This is a genomic window from Streptomyces sp. NPDC107517 (assembly GCF_055582645.1).
In genome coordinates, this window is record NZ_JBVJPM010000031.1 from 1 (window position 1) to 15,364 (window position 15,364).

General features: G+C 70.2%; 14 protein-coding genes. 6 read left to right on the forward strand and 8 right to left on the reverse strand.

Annotated elements, in window-relative coordinates:
* Nucleotides 1-131: 131 nt before the first annotated feature.
* Nucleotides 132-800, forward strand: a complete 669-nt coding sequence (locus ACZ67T_RS39255) for a TetR family transcriptional regulator (RefSeq protein WP_469990984.1) — start codon at nucleotides 132-134, stop codon at nucleotides 798-800.
* A gap of 134 nt (nucleotides 801-934) precedes the next feature.
* Nucleotides 935-1,348, forward strand: a complete 414-nt coding sequence (locus ACZ67T_RS39260; RefSeq protein ID WP_469990889.1) for a Zn-ribbon domain-containing OB-fold protein — start codon at nucleotides 935-937, stop codon at nucleotides 1,346-1,348.
* A gap of 57 nt (nucleotides 1,349-1,405) precedes the next feature.
* Here ACZ67T_RS39260 and ACZ67T_RS39265 read toward each other — a convergent pair whose 3' ends face one another.
* Nucleotides 1,406-2,668, reverse strand: coding sequence for an arginine deiminase (locus ACZ67T_RS39265; protein ID WP_469990890.1), 1,263 nt, complete (start codon nucleotides 2,666-2,668; stop codon nucleotides 1,406-1,408).
* A 40-nt stretch (nucleotides 2,669-2,708) separates the two neighbouring features.
* Complete coding sequence (locus ACZ67T_RS39270; RefSeq protein WP_469990892.1) at nucleotides 2,709-4,169, reverse strand: basic amino acid/polyamine antiporter; 1,461 nt, start codon at nucleotides 4,167-4,169, stop codon at nucleotides 2,709-2,711.
* Nucleotides 4,170-4,354: 185 nt separating this feature from the next.
* On the opposite strand from ACZ67T_RS39270, the gene ACZ67T_RS39275 reads away from it, so the two are divergent.
* The gene (locus ACZ67T_RS39275; protein WP_469990894.1) at nucleotides 4,355-5,446 is read left to right on the forward strand and encodes a baeRF3 domain-containing protein; all 1,092 of its coding nucleotides are present in this window, start codon (nucleotides 4,355-4,357) and stop codon (nucleotides 5,444-5,446) included.
* 36 nt (nucleotides 5,447-5,482) lie between these two features.
* Entirely contained in the window at nucleotides 5,483-6,127 is a 645-nt protein-coding gene (locus ACZ67T_RS39280) for a hypothetical protein (protein ID WP_469990896.1), read from the forward strand.
* Nucleotides 6,128-6,189: 62 nt separating this feature from the next.
* Here ACZ67T_RS39280 and ACZ67T_RS39285 read toward each other — a convergent pair whose 3' ends face one another.
* The 4 genes from ACZ67T_RS39285 to ACZ67T_RS39300 all read right to left on the reverse strand — a co-directional run bounded on the left by ACZ67T_RS39285 (nucleotide 6,190) and on the right by ACZ67T_RS39300 (nucleotide 9,220).
* On the reverse strand, nucleotides 6,190-7,167 hold the full coding sequence (locus ACZ67T_RS39285; RefSeq protein ID WP_469990898.1) for a threo-3-hydroxy-L-aspartate ammonia-lyase: 978 nt from the start codon (nucleotides 7,165-7,167) through the stop codon (nucleotides 6,190-6,192).
* Nucleotides 7,168-7,321: 154 nt separating this feature from the next.
* Nucleotides 7,322-7,945 carry a helix-turn-helix transcriptional regulator gene (locus tag ACZ67T_RS39290; RefSeq protein ID WP_469990900.1) on the reverse strand — a complete coding sequence of 208 codons (624 nt, stop codon included), beginning with the start codon at nucleotides 7,943-7,945 and terminating at the stop codon, nucleotides 7,322-7,324.
* A 68-nt stretch (nucleotides 7,946-8,013) separates the two neighbouring features.
* Nucleotides 8,014-8,712, reverse strand: coding sequence for an HAD family hydrolase (locus ACZ67T_RS39295; RefSeq protein ID WP_469990902.1), 699 nt, complete (start codon nucleotides 8,710-8,712; stop codon nucleotides 8,014-8,016).
* A gap of 25 nt (nucleotides 8,713-8,737) precedes the next feature.
* Nucleotides 8,738-9,220, reverse strand: a complete 483-nt coding sequence (locus ACZ67T_RS39300) for an Lrp/AsnC family transcriptional regulator (RefSeq protein WP_469990904.1) — start codon at nucleotides 9,218-9,220, stop codon at nucleotides 8,738-8,740.
* 206 nt (nucleotides 9,221-9,426) lie between these two features.
* Here ACZ67T_RS39300 and ACZ67T_RS39305 point away from each other — a divergent pair, with 206 nt between their 5' ends.
* Nucleotides 9,427-11,649 (forward strand): NADP-dependent isocitrate dehydrogenase, encoded by a 2,223-nt coding sequence (locus ACZ67T_RS39305; protein ID WP_469990906.1) that lies wholly within the window; start codon nucleotides 9,427-9,429, stop codon nucleotides 11,647-11,649.
* A 77-nt stretch (nucleotides 11,650-11,726) separates the two neighbouring features.
* Here the strand turns inward: ACZ67T_RS39305 and ACZ67T_RS39310 are convergent, their stop codons facing one another.
* Together ACZ67T_RS39310 and ACZ67T_RS39315 are read right to left on the reverse strand one after the other, a co-directional pair.
* On the reverse strand, nucleotides 11,727-12,314 hold the full coding sequence (locus tag ACZ67T_RS39310; RefSeq protein WP_469990908.1) for a dihydrofolate reductase family protein: 588 nt from the start codon (nucleotides 12,312-12,314) through the stop codon (nucleotides 11,727-11,729).
* A gap of 153 nt (nucleotides 12,315-12,467) precedes the next feature.
* Entirely contained in the window at nucleotides 12,468-13,352 is an 885-nt protein-coding gene (locus ACZ67T_RS39315; protein ID WP_469990910.1) for an LLM class F420-dependent oxidoreductase, read from the reverse strand.
* 421 nt (nucleotides 13,353-13,773) lie between these two features.
* Here ACZ67T_RS39315 and ACZ67T_RS39320 point away from each other — a divergent pair, with 421 nt between their 5' ends.
* Nucleotides 13,774-15,285, forward strand: a complete 1,512-nt coding sequence (locus ACZ67T_RS39320) for an FUSC family protein (RefSeq protein ID WP_469990911.1) — start codon at nucleotides 13,774-13,776, stop codon at nucleotides 15,283-15,285.
* The last annotated feature ends 79 nt before the right edge of the window (nucleotides 15,286-15,364 follow it).

The window sequence follows — 15,364 nt, forward strand, 5'->3', positions numbered from 1 at the left end:
CCTGGTGTGGTTCCTCAAAGTGACACTATGGCACTCAGTACCCTCTGGCAAGGTACGTGGTGCCAGACGAGCCGCTTCGGTGTTACGTTCCCGGCATGACAGAGGCGACCAGACCGGCCAAGAAGGCGCCGATGCGCGAGGTGCTCGCCGAGGCGGCGTTCCAGCTCTTCCTCGACCGGGGTTTCGAACAGACCACGGTCGACGACATCGTCGCCCGGGCGGGCGTCGGGCGCAGGTCGTTCTTCCGGTACTTCCCGTCCAAGGAGGACGCGGTCTTCCCGGATCACGAGCGCTGCCTCGCCGACATGACCGCGTTCCTCGAAGAGGCCGACGGCCGCGACCCGGTGGGCACGGTGGCCGACGGGGCGCGCCTCGTGCTGCGCATGTACGCGGCCAACCCCGAGTTCTCCGTGCAGCGTTACCGCCTCACGCGCGAGGTGCCGGGACTTCGCACGTACGAGTTGTCGGTGGTGCGGCGCTACGAGCGCACCCTCGCGGGCTATCTGCGGGCGCGCTTCGAGGGGGAGCGGGACGGCGCGCTGCGGGCCGAGGTGATCGCGGCGTCCGTCGTCGCCGCTCACAACAACGGGCTCCGAACCTGGCTCCGTTCGGGTGGTGAGGGAGACCCGTACGCGGCCGTGGACCACGCTCTCGGGATGGTGCGCGCTGTGTGGAGCGGCGCCGACGACGGCGCGGCGCGGCCCGCCCCCGAGGAAGAAGTCGTGGTGATGGTCGCCCCGAAGGGTGCCCCGATGTGGCAGGTCGTGCAGCGGATCGAGTCGGCCCTCGGGCAGGGCTGAGAGCCCGGTCCCCGGGCGGATCCGGCTTAATTTGGCACTCAGTACCTTTACAGTCGGGAACTCAGTGCCATACGGTGCCGGAGGCGCCGACGCGTTGGTGCGGCGCAACAGAGCCGAGCGCAGGGGGCCGAGCCGTGTTTGAGACAGCAACCCACACCGCGCCGATCGGGCACGAGGTGTCCCGTACCGCGCCGACCGGGCACGAGGGGACCGGCCTGACGATCCAGCGCTGTCGCTGGTGCGGCACCGCCTCCTTCCGTCGGCTCCTGTGCCCGGTGTGCGCGTCGAGCGATCTGCAGGCCGAACACAGCGACGGTCTTGGCGTCGTCGTCCAGTCCAGCGTCGTGAACCGGTACACGGGGACGGCGCGCAACGAGTCCCTCGTCCGCTTCCCCGAAGGCTTCGTGTTCCGGTGCCGCGTCGTCGGTGCCGCCCCGAACCTGGTGTGGATCGGCGCGCGCGTGCGCCCCGTGGCAGGCAGCGACCCCGACGCCGGGGAAGTGGTCTTCGAGCTGTGCGACACGGGCGGACGCACCGACTGGCAGTGACCCTGCCGCGCTCGTCCCCGCTGTCAGGGTGGCGCCGGGGTGTCAGGACGGCGCCGGTCAGAAGTCGACGGGGTCCCGGATCAGCGGGCACGTCATGCAGTGTCCGCCGCCCCGGCCGCGGCCGAGTTCCGCGCCGACGATGGTGATGACCTCGACGCCCGCCTTGCGCAGCAGGGTGTTCGTCTGCGTGTTGCGGTCGTACGTGATGACGACGCCCGGCTCGACCGCGACGGCGTTGTTGCCGCTGTCCCACTGCTGGCGCTCGGAGGCGTAGACGTCGCCGCCGGTCTCGATCACGCGCAGTGCGCCGAGGCCGAGCGCCTTCGCCACGACGTCGACGAACGGGCGCGAGCCCTCGTCGGTGATGTGCAGGCCGGACGGATCGTCGCCGGGGCGCAGCGTGAAGGTGTGGACGGCGTCCATGATGGCCGGGTAGAGCGTGACGATGTCGCGGTCGGCGAAGGTGAAGACGGTGTCCAGGTGCATGGCGGAGCGCAGCTTCGGCATGCCGGCGACGATGACCTGATCCGCCGCGCCGTTCTCGAACAGGGCGGCCGCCACCTGCGTGATCGCCTGGCGTGAGGTGCGTTCGCTCATGCCCATCAGGACGACGCCATTGCCCACGGGCATGATGTCGCCGCCCTCGAACGTGGCCTGGCCCCAGTCCCGTTCGGGGTCTCCCCACCACACGGTGGAGCCCATGAAGTCGGGGTGGAACGTGTAGATCGCCTTCATCAGCAGGGTCTCGTCGTGGCGTGCGGGCCAGTACAGCGGGTTGAGGGTGACGCCCTCGTACAGCCAGCACGTCGTGTCACGGGTGTAGAGGGTGTTGGGCAGGGGCGGCATGAGGTACTCGCGTACGCCCGTCGACTCGCGGACCAGGGCGACGTAGTCGGAGCGGAACTCGTCCGGCAGGTCGGTGGTGGCGAGCCCGCCGATCAGATGCTCGGTGAGACGGTGCGGGCTGAGCTCGTCGAGGAAGGCCCGGGTGTCGATCACGAGGCCGAGACCGACCTCGTTCGCGACGATCTTGCGGTCCAGGAGCCAGGCCTTCGCCTCCGGGATCAGCATGGTCTCGGCGAGGAGTTCGTGCAGTTCGACGACGTCGACGCCGCGCCCGCGCAGCTTGTTGACGAAGTCGGCGTGGTCGCGCTGGGCGTTCTCCACCCACATCACGTCGTCGAAGAGGAGGTCGTCGGAGTTGGTCGGGGTGAGCCTGCGGTGGGCGAGGCCGGGCGCGCAGACCAGGACCTTGCGCAGCGCCCCGACCTCGGAGTGGACGCCGAGCGCCGGCTCGGCCGTGGTGTCGTTGCTGGTCACGATGTGCCTTTCCAGGGAGTCGGTGCGACGGGCGGGCCGGTCAGAGGCTGATCCAGCCGGCCGCCAGGGCGATGACACCGAGGACCGCTCCGGCCACGGACACCGCGAGGATGACGAGTTCGGTGGGGGAGAACAGGCGTCTGTTCTGTTCGCGGCGGGCCATCACGAAGAGGACGGTGGCGGGGGCGTAGATGATGAGGGACACCAGGACGAACTTCATCCCGGCCGCGTAGAGAAGGAACGCCGTGTAGACGGTCGCGACGGCCGCCACGACGAGTTCGCCGCGCGAGTCGCGGGTCCCGACGGTCAGTTCGTCCGGCCGCAGCGCGATCTTCACGGCGAACGCGGCAGCCAGCAGGAACGGGATCAGCGACAGGGCACTGGTCAGATCGAGCGCGAAGTTGAACGCGTCGTCCGAGAACGAGGTGATGACCAGGACGACCTGGGAGAGGGCCGTGGTCATCACCAGTGCGGGCACGGGCACGTCGGCGTGGTTCGTGCGGGCCAGGAACCGCGGCATGTCCTTGTCCCTGGCGGCGACGAGGAGGACCTCGGCCGACATCAGCGTCCACGCGAGATAGGCGCCGAGCACGGAGATGACCAGGCCGACGCTGACGAACACCTTGCCCCAGGTGCCGACCGCCTCCTCGAGGACGCCCGCCATGGACGGCTGGCGCAGCTCGGCGATCTCGCTCATCGGCAGGATGCCGTACGACACGATCGTGACGGAGGCGAAGACGGCGAAGACGCTCAGGAAACCCAGGACGGTCGCGCGGCCGACGTCCTGGCGGCGTTTGGCGTGGCGGGAGTAGACGCTCGCGCCCTCCACGCCGAGGAACACGAAGACCGTGGCCAGCATCGTCCCTCTGACCTGGGAGAACAGTGAGCCCGCATAGTCGGCGCCGCCGAAGTTCTCCGCGAAGACGTGCGGCTTGAGGCAGAACAGGGCCAGCACGACGAAGACGAGGATCGGCACGACCTTCGCGACGGTGACGACGCGGTTGATCGTGGCCGCTTCCTTGACGCCTCGCCGGATCAGGAGGAAGAACGCCCACAGCCCTGCCGAGGACAGGATGATCGCGAGTGCGGTGTCGCCGGCGCCGAGGGCGGGGGCGATCGCGCCGATGGTCGACATGATCAGCACCCAGTACGTCACATTGCCGACGCACGCGCTGGCCCAGTAGCCGAAGGCCGAGAAGAAGCCCAGATATTCGCCGAACCCGGCCTTGGCGTACGCGTACACGCCGGCGTCCAGATCGGGCCTGCGGACGGCGAGGGTCTGGAAGACGAAGGCGAGCATCAGCATGCCGGTGCCGGCGATGGCCCACGCGATCAGGGCACCGGCCACGCCGGTCTCCTGCGCGAAGCGGCTCGGCAGGGAGAAGACGCCGGCGCCGACCATGGATCCGACGACCATCGTCGTCAGCGTGAGGAGGGTCAGCTTGGCAGTGGGCGACTGCTCGGGCTGGTCGGCGGAGACGGTGCCTTCTGCCTGCGTCATGTCTTCCTCCGGCCGTGGTGCGTGGGAGCCGACAGAGGACGACCATATTCGCAAAATGTCTTGTATGCCCCATTGAAGGGTTGGGGGCGGCAAGGGGAGTAGCGTCGCGCGCCGAACCGTAAATTCGGGCATATCGTGCATCGAGGAAGCCTTGTGAAGCCTCACGCCTTTGGAAAGGCGCTCCCATGCAGCCCGAACTGACCCCGGCCGTGCTCGCGTCGCTGCGCCGGCCGCGGCACTATCCGGCGGTGTCGGTCCTCGTGCCCACGCACCGGCGGAAGCCGGACAACGCGCAGGACCCCATCCGGCTGCGCAATCTCCTTGCCGAGGCCGCCAAGGAGCTGCAAGCCGATCCCGCGGTGAGCCCGGAGCGCTGCCAGGACGTCGTCGGGCAGCTGGATCTGGCGCTCGCGGAGGTCGACCTCGACCATGCCGAGGACGGTCTGGCGATCTTCGCCTCGCTGGGCGAGCACCACGTGTGGTCGCTGCCGCGCACCGTCCCCGAACGGGTCGTGCTCGCCGACACGTATGTGACCCGCAATCTCGTCGCCGCGTACAGCGCCGAACAGCCCTACTGGGTCCTCGCGGTCTCGGCGGACCGTGCCGCTCTGTGGAAGGGCGACGCGCGGCGCCTCGTGGAGCAGCACACGGCAGGATTCCCGCTGACCCGAAGCCTCGACGACCCCGACGCCGAGCGCAAGGAGCGCGTCGGGGACCTCCCGAGCACCTACCGCGACGAGCAGACCCGCCAGTTCCTCCGGCAGGTCGACACGGCGCTCGACGAAGTCCTCGCTCCCACCGCGCGGCTGTACGTCGCCGGTGAGCAGGCGGCCGTCACCCTGCTGAACGAGGTCGGAACCGTCACCGAGCACGCCGTCCCCGTGGCCCACGGCGGACTCGCGAACGCCGGTGCGGAGGCGGTGCGTGAGGCGGTGCGGCCCGCCGTCACCGCTCAGGAGCAGCAGAGTGTGGCCGCCACCCTGGCCGACATCGAGCGTGCGCGGGGCTGGAAGGAGTTCGCCGCGGGCGTGGACGAGGTGTGGGAGCACGTCGCCGCCGGGCGGGTCCGTGCGCTGGTCGTCGAAGAGCATTTCCGCACCACCGTCCGGCAGGACGGGGACCATCTGGTCCCGGCCGAGCCGGGCGACCTTGACGCCCACGACGACATCGTCGACGAGATCGTCGAACGGGCCCTGGAGACGGGCGCCGAGGTGCGCTTCGTCCCTGACGGAACCCTCCCGGACGAGTCGGGAATCGTCGGAATCATGCGCTACTGAGCCAGAGCTTTCGGATAGATGCAAGGAGACGTCTGAATGAGTGCCGGTCCCTCCGGGAAGAAGCCAGCGTCGCGCCGGCGGCGGTCCATGACGGCCGTCCTGGCCGTGCTCGCTGCCACCACAAGCGCCGCGGCCCTCGTGTCGTGCAGCACCGACAACGGCAACGGCAGCTCGTCGAGTGTCAGCCCGCGCCCCACACCCCCCAATACGGCTTCCTTCTCGGGTACCCCGCCCTCCGCGATGGCGTCGGCCGCCTCGTCCGCCGTCGCCTCCGCGAAGGCGGAGGCCTCGGCGGCGGCGAGCTCCGCGTCGGCCAGGGCCTCCGAGTTCGAGGCGTCCGTGTCGGCCGAGGTGGAACGGGCCAACGCCGCGGCCGCCAGCGAACTCCTGAAGGTGGAGGGCCAGGGCAACGCCATGGCCGATGTCGCCCTCACCGGGAAGCCGCGGTCCCAGACGGGCGGCGTGTTCGCCGTCGTCGTCAACATCACCAACCGCACCGACAAGAAGGCGTCCTACGCCGTGCAGGTCGACTTCAAGGACCCCGACGGCAAGGTCGTCGAGACCCGGTACGTCGGCGCGGAGAACCTCGACCCCGGCGAGCGGGCCCAGCCCCTGGCCATCAGCCGCAAGCCCCCGGAGCTGAAGCTGACCGCGAAGATTGTCAAGGCGCAGCGGTACTGAGAGCGCGGTGCCGCTGAGGGCGCCGCGCTACCGAGGGCGGCGCAGCGCAACCGAGAAGCGTCTCAGGGCCGGAGCAGCTCGGTGAAGCGTGCGACGTCGACGTTGCCGCCGCTGACGATCACACCGACGCGGCGGCCGCGCAGCTGCCCGGCCAGGGCGCGCGCGGCGGCGAAGCCGAGGCAGCCCGTCGGCTCGACGACGGTCTTCATCCGGGTGTGGAAGATCCGCATGCACTCGACCAGTTGGTCGTCCGTCGCGGTGAGGATGTCGTCGACGCCGTCCTTGATGACGGCGAAGGTGTGCTTGCCCAGGTGCCGTGTCTGCGCGCCGTCCGCGATCGTCTGCGGGGTGTCGATGTCGACGATGCGGCCCTCGCGCAGCGACTGCCGGCCGTCGTCGCCCGCCTCGGGCTCGACGCCGTAGACCGCGCAGCCCGGGGACAGGGCGCGGGCGGCGAGGATCGACCCGGAGAGCAGCCCGCCGCCGCCCAACGGCACGAACAGCGCGTCGAGTTCACCGACCTCCTCGAACAGCTCCTTGGCCGCGGTTCCCTGACCCGCCATCACATCCGGGTGGTCGTACGGCGGGATCAGCGTCAGGCCCCGCTCGGCGGCGACCCGGTGCCCGATCTCCTCGACGTTCTCCGTGTAGCGGTCGTACATCACGACCTCCGCGCCGTACCCCTTGGTGGCGGCCAGCTTGGCCGCGGGCGCGTCGTGCGGCATGACGATGGTCGCGGGCATTTCCAGGATGGCGGCGGACAGAGCCACGGCCTGCGCGTGGTTGCCGGACGAGTAGGCGACGACGCCGGCCCGGCGCTGCTCCGGGGAGAACCTGGACAGCGCGTTGAAGGCGCCGCGGAACTTGAAGGCGCCCATGCGCTGGAAGTTCTCGCACTTGAAGTGGAGGGAGGCGCCGAGTTCGGCGTCGGTGAGGCGCGAGGTGAGCACGGGGGTGCGGTGGGCGTGCGGGGCCACGCGCTCGTGCGCGCGCACGACGTCCTCGTAGGTCGGCAGGTCGGACGGCGTCAGGTCGGCCATGGGAGCTTCCTCTCAATCGGCAGCTGATCATGTGGCATCTGAGCATCTGAGCATCTGAGCATCTGAGCATCTGGGCGTCTGGGCGTCTGGGCGTCCGAATGTCCGGGCGTCTGGAGATCCGGACATTCGGGCCACTGGGCACCCGGGCATGCGTCTATTTGGCGTCCGCGTACACCGTCGCCCTCGACACACCCAGGTGGTCGGCGACGATGCCTGCCGAACGGCGTACTTCCATGAAGCCCTGGGCCTTCAACTCCCGTACGAGTTCCCGGCGTTGGTTCGTCCGCAGGGCGCGCGGAGTGGTCGCCCGGTCGGCGGCGAACGCGTCGATGCGGGCGCGGATGGTGTCGCCGTTCGCCGGGTCCAGCGACTCGGCGGGGGCGGCGGTGCCGTCGGAGCGGCCGAAGTGGTCGAGCACGGTGCCGATACCGTCGAAGACGGTCATGTCGATGTTCAGGCAGAGCGCGCCGGCGTAGTGCCCCCGCTCGTCCTTGATGCCGATCGACGTGCTCTTGACCCGGCGGCCGTCCGCGAACCGGTTCGGATAGTTCGCCACGACCTGCGGGTACGCGTCGTCGGCCAGACGCGCGAGCCCGAGTTCGGTGGCGGGGTCGCCCACGGAACGGCCCGACAGGTTGTTCTCGATGGCGACGATCGCGTGGTCCGGGTCGTCGAGGTCGTGCACGACGACCTCGCAGAACGGCGCGAACGTGGCCGCGAGCCCCTTGGCGACCTGCTGGAGCTGCTCCATGAGATGGGTGTGACCGGGTTCGGACATGTTGACAGTTTATAAAGAGCTGGACTGTTCGTCCAGAGTCTTCAGGTGCTGTCCCGGGGAGCTCGGGCTCACATACCCGCGGTCGCCGTCCTCGCCAGCCAGTCGTACGCCGCTTCCGCCGTGAACTCCCGCTGTCCGCCCCGGAACAGCAGCCCCGCGCCGGCGAACGCGGGATCGTCGGCCTGCGCAGTCACGTACGGGACCGCGATGCAGCGCATCCCGGCGGCGTACGCGGCCGCCGCTCCCGGAACCGCGTCCTCCACCACCGTGCAGTGCGCGGGCATCGCGCCGAGCCTGTGCGCCGCCTCCAGGAACACGTCGGGAGCGGGCTTGCCGTGGGCGACCTCGTCCGCGGAGACGTAGATCCTCAGCTGTGCGTCCAGGCCCGTGCCCGACAGGATCGCGTCGATGGCCTCGGGCGACGATCCGGACGCGACGGCCATCGGGACCCCTGCCTCGTGCAGCCGCTCCACCAACTTCCGCATCTGCGGATATACGGGTGTGCCGACGCGGGCGAGCGCGAGGTAGCGGGTGTTCATCTCCGTGAGCAGTGCGTCGACCGGGGCCTGGATCCCGTGCTTTTGGCGCAGGATCTCGATGGTCTCCTGGGTGCTGATCCCGACGTAGGACTCGTGTTCCTGCCAGGTGAAGTCGGGGACGCCGTGTTCGGCGAGGGTGTGCCGGCTCGCCTCGAAGTAGTTCGGCTCGCTGTCCACGAGGGTTCCGTCGAGGTCGAAGACGACCGCGGTGCTGCCCAGGGTGCTCATGGGCTCCAGGATGCCAAGGCCGGGGTCACCGGCGCTCGGCGGCGGCCCGGCCGATCGCCTCGACGAGCGGCAGGACCCGGTGCGGCACGCGCTCGCGCAGCGCGACCTCGGTACGGGTGCGGACCACGCCGGGCAGCCGGTTGAGCTGCTGGATGACGTCCTCCAGATGGCCGTTGTCGCGTGCCGCGACGCGGGTGAGGAGGTCTCCTCCGCCGGTGATCGAGAAGGCCTCGATGATCTCCGGCACGCCGGCGAGCGCGTCGCCCACGTCTTCGAGATGGCCCTGCGTGACCTCGATGTGGACGAACGCGAGGACCGGGTGGCCGAGGGCCGTGGGGGAGAGGGCCGGGCCGGTGCCGGTGATCACCCCGTCGCGCTCCAGCCGGTCGAGCCGCGCCTGGAGCGTGCCGCGGGCCACGCCGAGAATGCGGGCGTACTCACGCACGCTCGTACGCGGCTGCTCCAGGAGGAGGCGCAGGATGCGGGTGTCCAACTCGTCCACGGCCATGGGCTGCGGCCTCCTTCGCGGTGCGGTGATCGCCGGATGACTGTACCAATGGTCCAGTGGGTCCGGGATTGTGTGGGCCGGTGGAGCGCACGTGGGGGACAGCTCGGGATCCGGTGCGGGATCCGGCGCGGGGTCCTGTCGAGAGGGGGTCGGTCACGAGATATCTTGATGTCGAGCAATGTTGCAGACGTGGAGCGGAGCACCCGGTGACTGACTCGACCATCATCTATACGCACACCGACGAGGCCCCGGCCCTCGCGACGTATTCGTTCCTGCCCGTGGTCGAGGCCTACGCCTCGACCGCCGGCGTCCGTGTGGAGAGCCGCGACATCTCGCTGGCCGGGCGGATCATCGCCAGCTTCCCGGAGCGCCTCGCGGAGAGCCAGCGCATCGACGACGCGCTCGCCGAGCTCGGCGAGCTGGCCAAGACGCCCGGCGCGAACATCATCAAGCTGCCGAACATCTCGGCCTCCATCCCGCAGCTGAAGGCGGCCATCGCCGAGCTGCAGGGTCAGGGCTACGCGCTGCCGGACTACCCGGACGACCCGCAGACCGACGAGGACAAGGACGTCCGCGCCCGTTACGACAAGGTCAAGGGCAGCGCCGTCAACCCGGTCCTGCGTGAGGGCAACTCCGACCGCCGCGCCCCCGCGTCGGTCAAGAACTACGCCAAGGCGCACCCCCACCGCATGGGCAAGTGGACGCCGGAGTCGAAGACCAACGTCGCCACCATGGGCGTCAACGACTTCCGCTCCACCGAGAAGTCCGCGGTCATCGCCGAGCCCGGCACCCTGCGCATCGAGCTGGCGGCCGCCGACGGCACCACCACCGTCCTGCGCGAGTCCGTCCCGGTCCTCGCGGGCGAGGTCGTCGACGCCTCCGTGCTGCACGTCGCCGCGCTGCGCGAGTTCCTCACGGCGCAGATCGCCAAGGCCAAGGCCGAGGGCGTCCTGTTCTCCGTGCACCTCAAGGCCACGATGATGAAGGTCTCCGACCCGATCATCTTCGGTCACGTCGTGCGCGCCTTCTTCCCGAAGACGTTCGCGAAGTACGGCGAGGCGCTCGTCGCCGCCGGCCTGTCCCCGAACGACGGCCTCGGCGCCATCCTCAAGGGCCTGGACTCCGTGCCCCACCTGGGCGCCGAGATCAAGGCGTCCTTCGAGGCCGAGATCGCCGAGGGCCCCGCCCTCGCCATGGTCGACTCGGACAAGGGCATCACCAACCTGCACGTACCGTCCGACGTCATCGTCGACGCGTCCATGCCGGCCATGATCCGCACCTCCGGCCACATGTGGGGCCCGGACGGCGAGGAGGCCGACACCCTCGCGGTGCTGCCCGACAGCAGCTACTCCGGCGTCTACCAGGTCGTCATCGACGACTGCCGCGCCAACGGCGCCTTCGACCCGTCCACCATGGGCTCGGTGCCGAACGTCGGCCTCATGGCGCAGAAGGCCGAGGAGTACGGCAGCCACGACAAGACCTTCGAGATCCAGACCGCGGGCACCGTCCGCCTCGTGGACGCCGCGGGCAACGTGGTCCTGGAGCAGGAGGTCGCCGAGGGCGACATCTTCCGCGCCTGCCAGACCAAGGACCTGCCGATCCAGGACTGGGTCAAGCTCGCCGTCACCCGCGCCCGCGCGACCGGCAACCCGGCCGTGTTCTGGCTCGACGAGGGCCGCGCGCACGACGCGACGCTCATCGAGAAGGTCAAGACGTACCTGGCCGACCACGACACGGACGGTCTCCAGATCGAGATCATGTCCCCGGTCGAGGCGACCGCCTTCTCCCTGGAGCGCATCCGCCGCGGCGAGGACACCATCTCCGTCACCGGCAACGTCCTGCGTGACTACCTGACCGACCTCTTCCCGATCCTCGAGCTGGGCACGAGCGCGAAGATGCTCTCCGTCGTCCCGCTGATGAACGGTGGCGGCCTGTTCGAGACGGGCGCCGGCGGCTCCGCCCCGAAGCACGTCCAGCAGCTCGTCAAGGAGGACTACCTGCGCTGGGACAGCCTCGGTGAGTTCCTCGCCCTCGCCGTCTCCTTCGAGCACCTCGCGACCACCACGGGCAACGCCCGCGCCAAGGTCCTGGGCGAAACCCTCGACCGCGCGACCGGCACCTTCCTCAACGAGGACAAGTCGCCGAGCCGCAAGCTGGGCGGCATCGACAACCGCGGAAGCCACTTCTACCTCGCCCTGTACTGGGCGCAGGAGCTGGCCAGGCAGACCGACGACGCCCAGCTCGCCGAGGCGTTCGCGCCGCTCGCCAAGACGCTCGGCGAGCAGGAGCAGACGATCGTCGACGAGCTGATCGCGGTCCAGGGCAACCCGGCCGACATCGGCGGTTACTACCAGCCCGACACCGCCAAGGCCGCGGCGATCATGCGTCCGTCGGCCACGTTCAACCAGGCCATCGCGTCGCTCGCCTGAGCACTCCCGGTCTGACGTGTTCCGCCCCGGTCGGCATCAGCCGGCCGGGGCGGTCCCGTATCCGCGGTACGGGTGACTTACGAGGCCGCCTCCGCCGCGCGGCGGTAGCGCAGCATGACGACGCCGTTCCCGAACGCCCGGGTCTCCATGAGCCGCAGCGCGACGGTGCGGCCCGCCGCCGGGAACAGCGGCTTCCCGCCCCCGATCAGCACCGGATGGACGTACACGCGGAACTCGTCGACCAGGTCGAGCTCCATGAACGTCGCAGCGAGACCGGCCCCGCCGAGTGAGATGTCCCCGCCGGGCTGCGCCTTGAGCGCCAGGATGTCCTCCACGACGACGTCCCGCACGATCGTCGTGTTCCAGGCGGTGTTCTCCGCGGTGTTCTTTAGTGTCCTGGAGAACACGATCTTGGGCATGTTCCGCCAGATGCCGGCGAACTCGGCCATCGTCTCGCCGCAGTCCGGGTCGGCGTCGATGGTCGGCCAGACCGACACCATCAGCTCATGGGTGACCCGCCCGTCCATGAAGGCGCTCATCCCGGCGAGCTCCGCGTTGAAGTACCGGTGCAGCTCCTCGTCGACCCGGTGCCAGCTGATGTCGCGGTCCGGTCCCTCGATGTAACCGTCGAGGGAAACCGACATGCCCAGAATGATGTCTCGCATCTCAACTCACTCCTTCCTCGAAGTGGTTGTGGCCGGGCGGATCACTACCGCCGGTCGTCCCTCAACCGTATGAGGGTGCGCGGCGCATGGGGGTGCGACAGGGGCGGACCTGGGAGGCACAGGATTTCGCGCGAGGTTTTCACCCCGCTGGACTCAGAGCTCCAGTGCCGCCGCCAGCCGCCGCCACTGCTCCCGGGGCAGGTCGGCCCGGTCCTCGCCCGGGGCCAGCACCTGGATGGCGACGTGGTCGGCGCCCGCGTCCAGGAAGGCGTCGATCCGCTCGCGCACCCGCTGCTCGTCACCCCAGCCGAAGAGGGCGTCGACGAGCCGGTCGCTGCCGCCGTTCGCGAAGTCGTCCTCGGTGAAGCCGAGACGCAGCCAGCTGTTGGTGTAGTTGGCCAGTTGCAGATAGCGCGCGAGCGTCTCGCGGGCGGCCGCCCGGGCGCGGTCCGGGTCGGCCTCCAGGACCACGGTGAACTCCGGTGCGAGCAGCGGCCCCTGGCCGAGCGTGGCACGGGCCTGAGCGGTGTGCTCCGGGGTGACCAGATACGGGTGGGCGCCGGCGGCACGGTCCCGGGAGAGCTCCAGCATGCGCGGGCCGAGCGCGGCCAGCACACGGCGGTCGGCCGGGATCCCCGCGGCGTCCAGCGCGTCGAGGTAGTCGACCATGGAGCCGTACGGACGCTTGTACTGCGTGGTGAGCTTCGCGTGGCTGACGCCGAGGCCGAGCAGGAACCGGCCGGGGCGGGCGGCCTCCAGGGCGGCCCAGCGGTCGGCGGTCTCCCGCGCCTCGTGCTGCCAGATGCTGAGGATGCCGGTCGCGACGGTGATCTTCGAGGTGGCCTCGATCAGCGGGGCGGCGTGTTCGATGCCACTGCTGCCGCCGAGCCAGAGCGCGCCGTAGCCGAGCTGCTCCAACTCCGCGGCGGTTTCCGCGAGTTCGGCTGCGCGAGCAGGGTCCGGGTCGCGCAGACCGGTGTTCCACAGGCCGTACCTGCCGATCGCGGATGTCTGCGTGCTGCTGTCGCTGAAGCTCATGACTTGTCTCCCGCTGCCAGGTGGATCACTGTCCGACGTCTGCCGCAACCCGCATAGGCGATCTTGTATTCCCTCACTGCAACGCTGTGCGTGATGGCCGCGTGGGTGGTCACCGTCGACACCCTCCCCGGCTCAACCCGCCTTGATCATGTCGGCGCACTTCTCGCCGATCATCATCGTCGTGATGCACGCGCCTGCCGAATCGAAGGCCGGCTTTGCGCCGTCCCCCTCGGTGTGGTCCGTTGGCCCGCTCCCGGCCGACGCGCGGAGCGTTCGACTGGGCCATTGGCCCAAGGGTTTCGCCCGCTGTTGATCCATAGGCCCTTGAGATGCTGTGATGCTTCTGTCGATGGCGCTGCGGGATCTCCGCGGCGCCTTTTTCATGCGGAGTTTCGCGGTGACGCGGAAAGGGTGGGCGGCTGTGCTGAAGAGGGTGTTCGTGGCTCCGGATCCGGGGCGGCTGCGGCTGCGCTTCGCGGCCCGTGGCGTCCTCGGCATCAGCCTTGCGGTGGCCCTGTGCGGGCTCGCCGGACACTCGCTCGTCGCGGCCATCACCGGTGGCCTGGCCGCGCTGCTCGCCCTGTTCACCGTGACCGACGCGACGGTGCGCGGACAGGCCGTGACGACCGCGCTGCTCCCGGCGGTCGGCCTCCCGGTGCTCGGGCTCGCGGCCGCCCTGCACGACCTGCCCGTCGCCCGTGACCTGGCGTTCCTCGCGGTCGTGGGCGCCGGGGTGTACGCGCGGCGGTGGGGGCCGCGCGGGCACTCCCTCGGCGTGTTCGCGTTCATGACCTTCTTCGCCGCGCAGTTCCTGCACACCGTGCCGGACCAGCTCCCCGAGCTGTACGCCGCCGTACTCCTCTCGCTCGCCGCCGCGTCGGTCGTGCGGTTCGGTCTGTGGTGTTACGAGCGCCGCCTGCCGGTGGCCGTGGCGGTGGTGGCGCCCACCGGCGGGAGCCGGCTCGCACGCATCACGACGCGGCAGGCCGTGCAGGCGACCGTGGGCGCCGGCTTCGCGCTCGCCGCCGGTCAGGTGCTGTCCGACCAGCGGTGGTACTGGGCCGTGGGTGCCACGTGGTGGGTGTTCGTGAACACCACGTCCCGCGGGGAGACCGTGGTGCGCGGGTTCCGGCGGTTCCTGGGCACGGTGCTGGGCATCGTCCTCGGCTTCGCCGTGGCCGTGCCACTGCACGACCAGCCCGTCACGGCCGCCGTGATCGTCGCCCTCAGCGTGTTCGGGATCTTCTACACCGCCGCTGTCTCGTACACGTGGATGATGCTCGCCGTCACCGTCATGGCGAGCATGCTGTACGGGCTGCTCGGCGTGCTCGACCCGGCGCTGCTCGCCCTGCGGGTCGGCGAGACCGCCGTCGGGGCGCTCGGCGCCGTGCTCGCGGTACTGCTCGTGCTGCCGGTGACCACGCACTCCGTCACCGACGCGTGGGTCGAACGTGCCTTGCGCTGCGTGCACGCCTGCACCGCCGAGGCCGCCGCCCGGCTCGCGGGCTCACCGACGGCCGACCCGGCTCGGCGCGTGGCCGAACTGGAGTCGATCCTCGGCAGGGTGCGGCTCTCGCTCGCGCCGCTGGTGCATCCGTTCAGCCCGATGCGGGCGCGGATGGGCCGGGCCCGGCATGTACTCGAGCTGCTCGACGACTGCGCGCGCGAGGTGCGCGGGCTCGCCTCCGTCGTCGCAGACCCGGAGGCCTCGCACGACGCGCGGCTCGCCGCGGCCTGCTGGCGCGTGGAGACAGCCGTCGAGGCGCTCACGGACACGCCGACGGGCGGGGCACGTCGCCAGACCGAATCCGCCGCGCTGCCGCAGCTCGTCGAGGGCGAACCCGTGCTGGCGCATCTCCACGCCCTGGAGCAGGCTCTGCTCGAACTCGCCGTACCCCTGCGTGGATCCGACCGCGTTCCGGTCAGCGCCTGAGCTCTCGCGGCGCGAGCCATCCCGAGGGGCGCGCGCCGCACAATTCGCGCCCAAATACTGCCCTCTGCGCTCCCTTCTC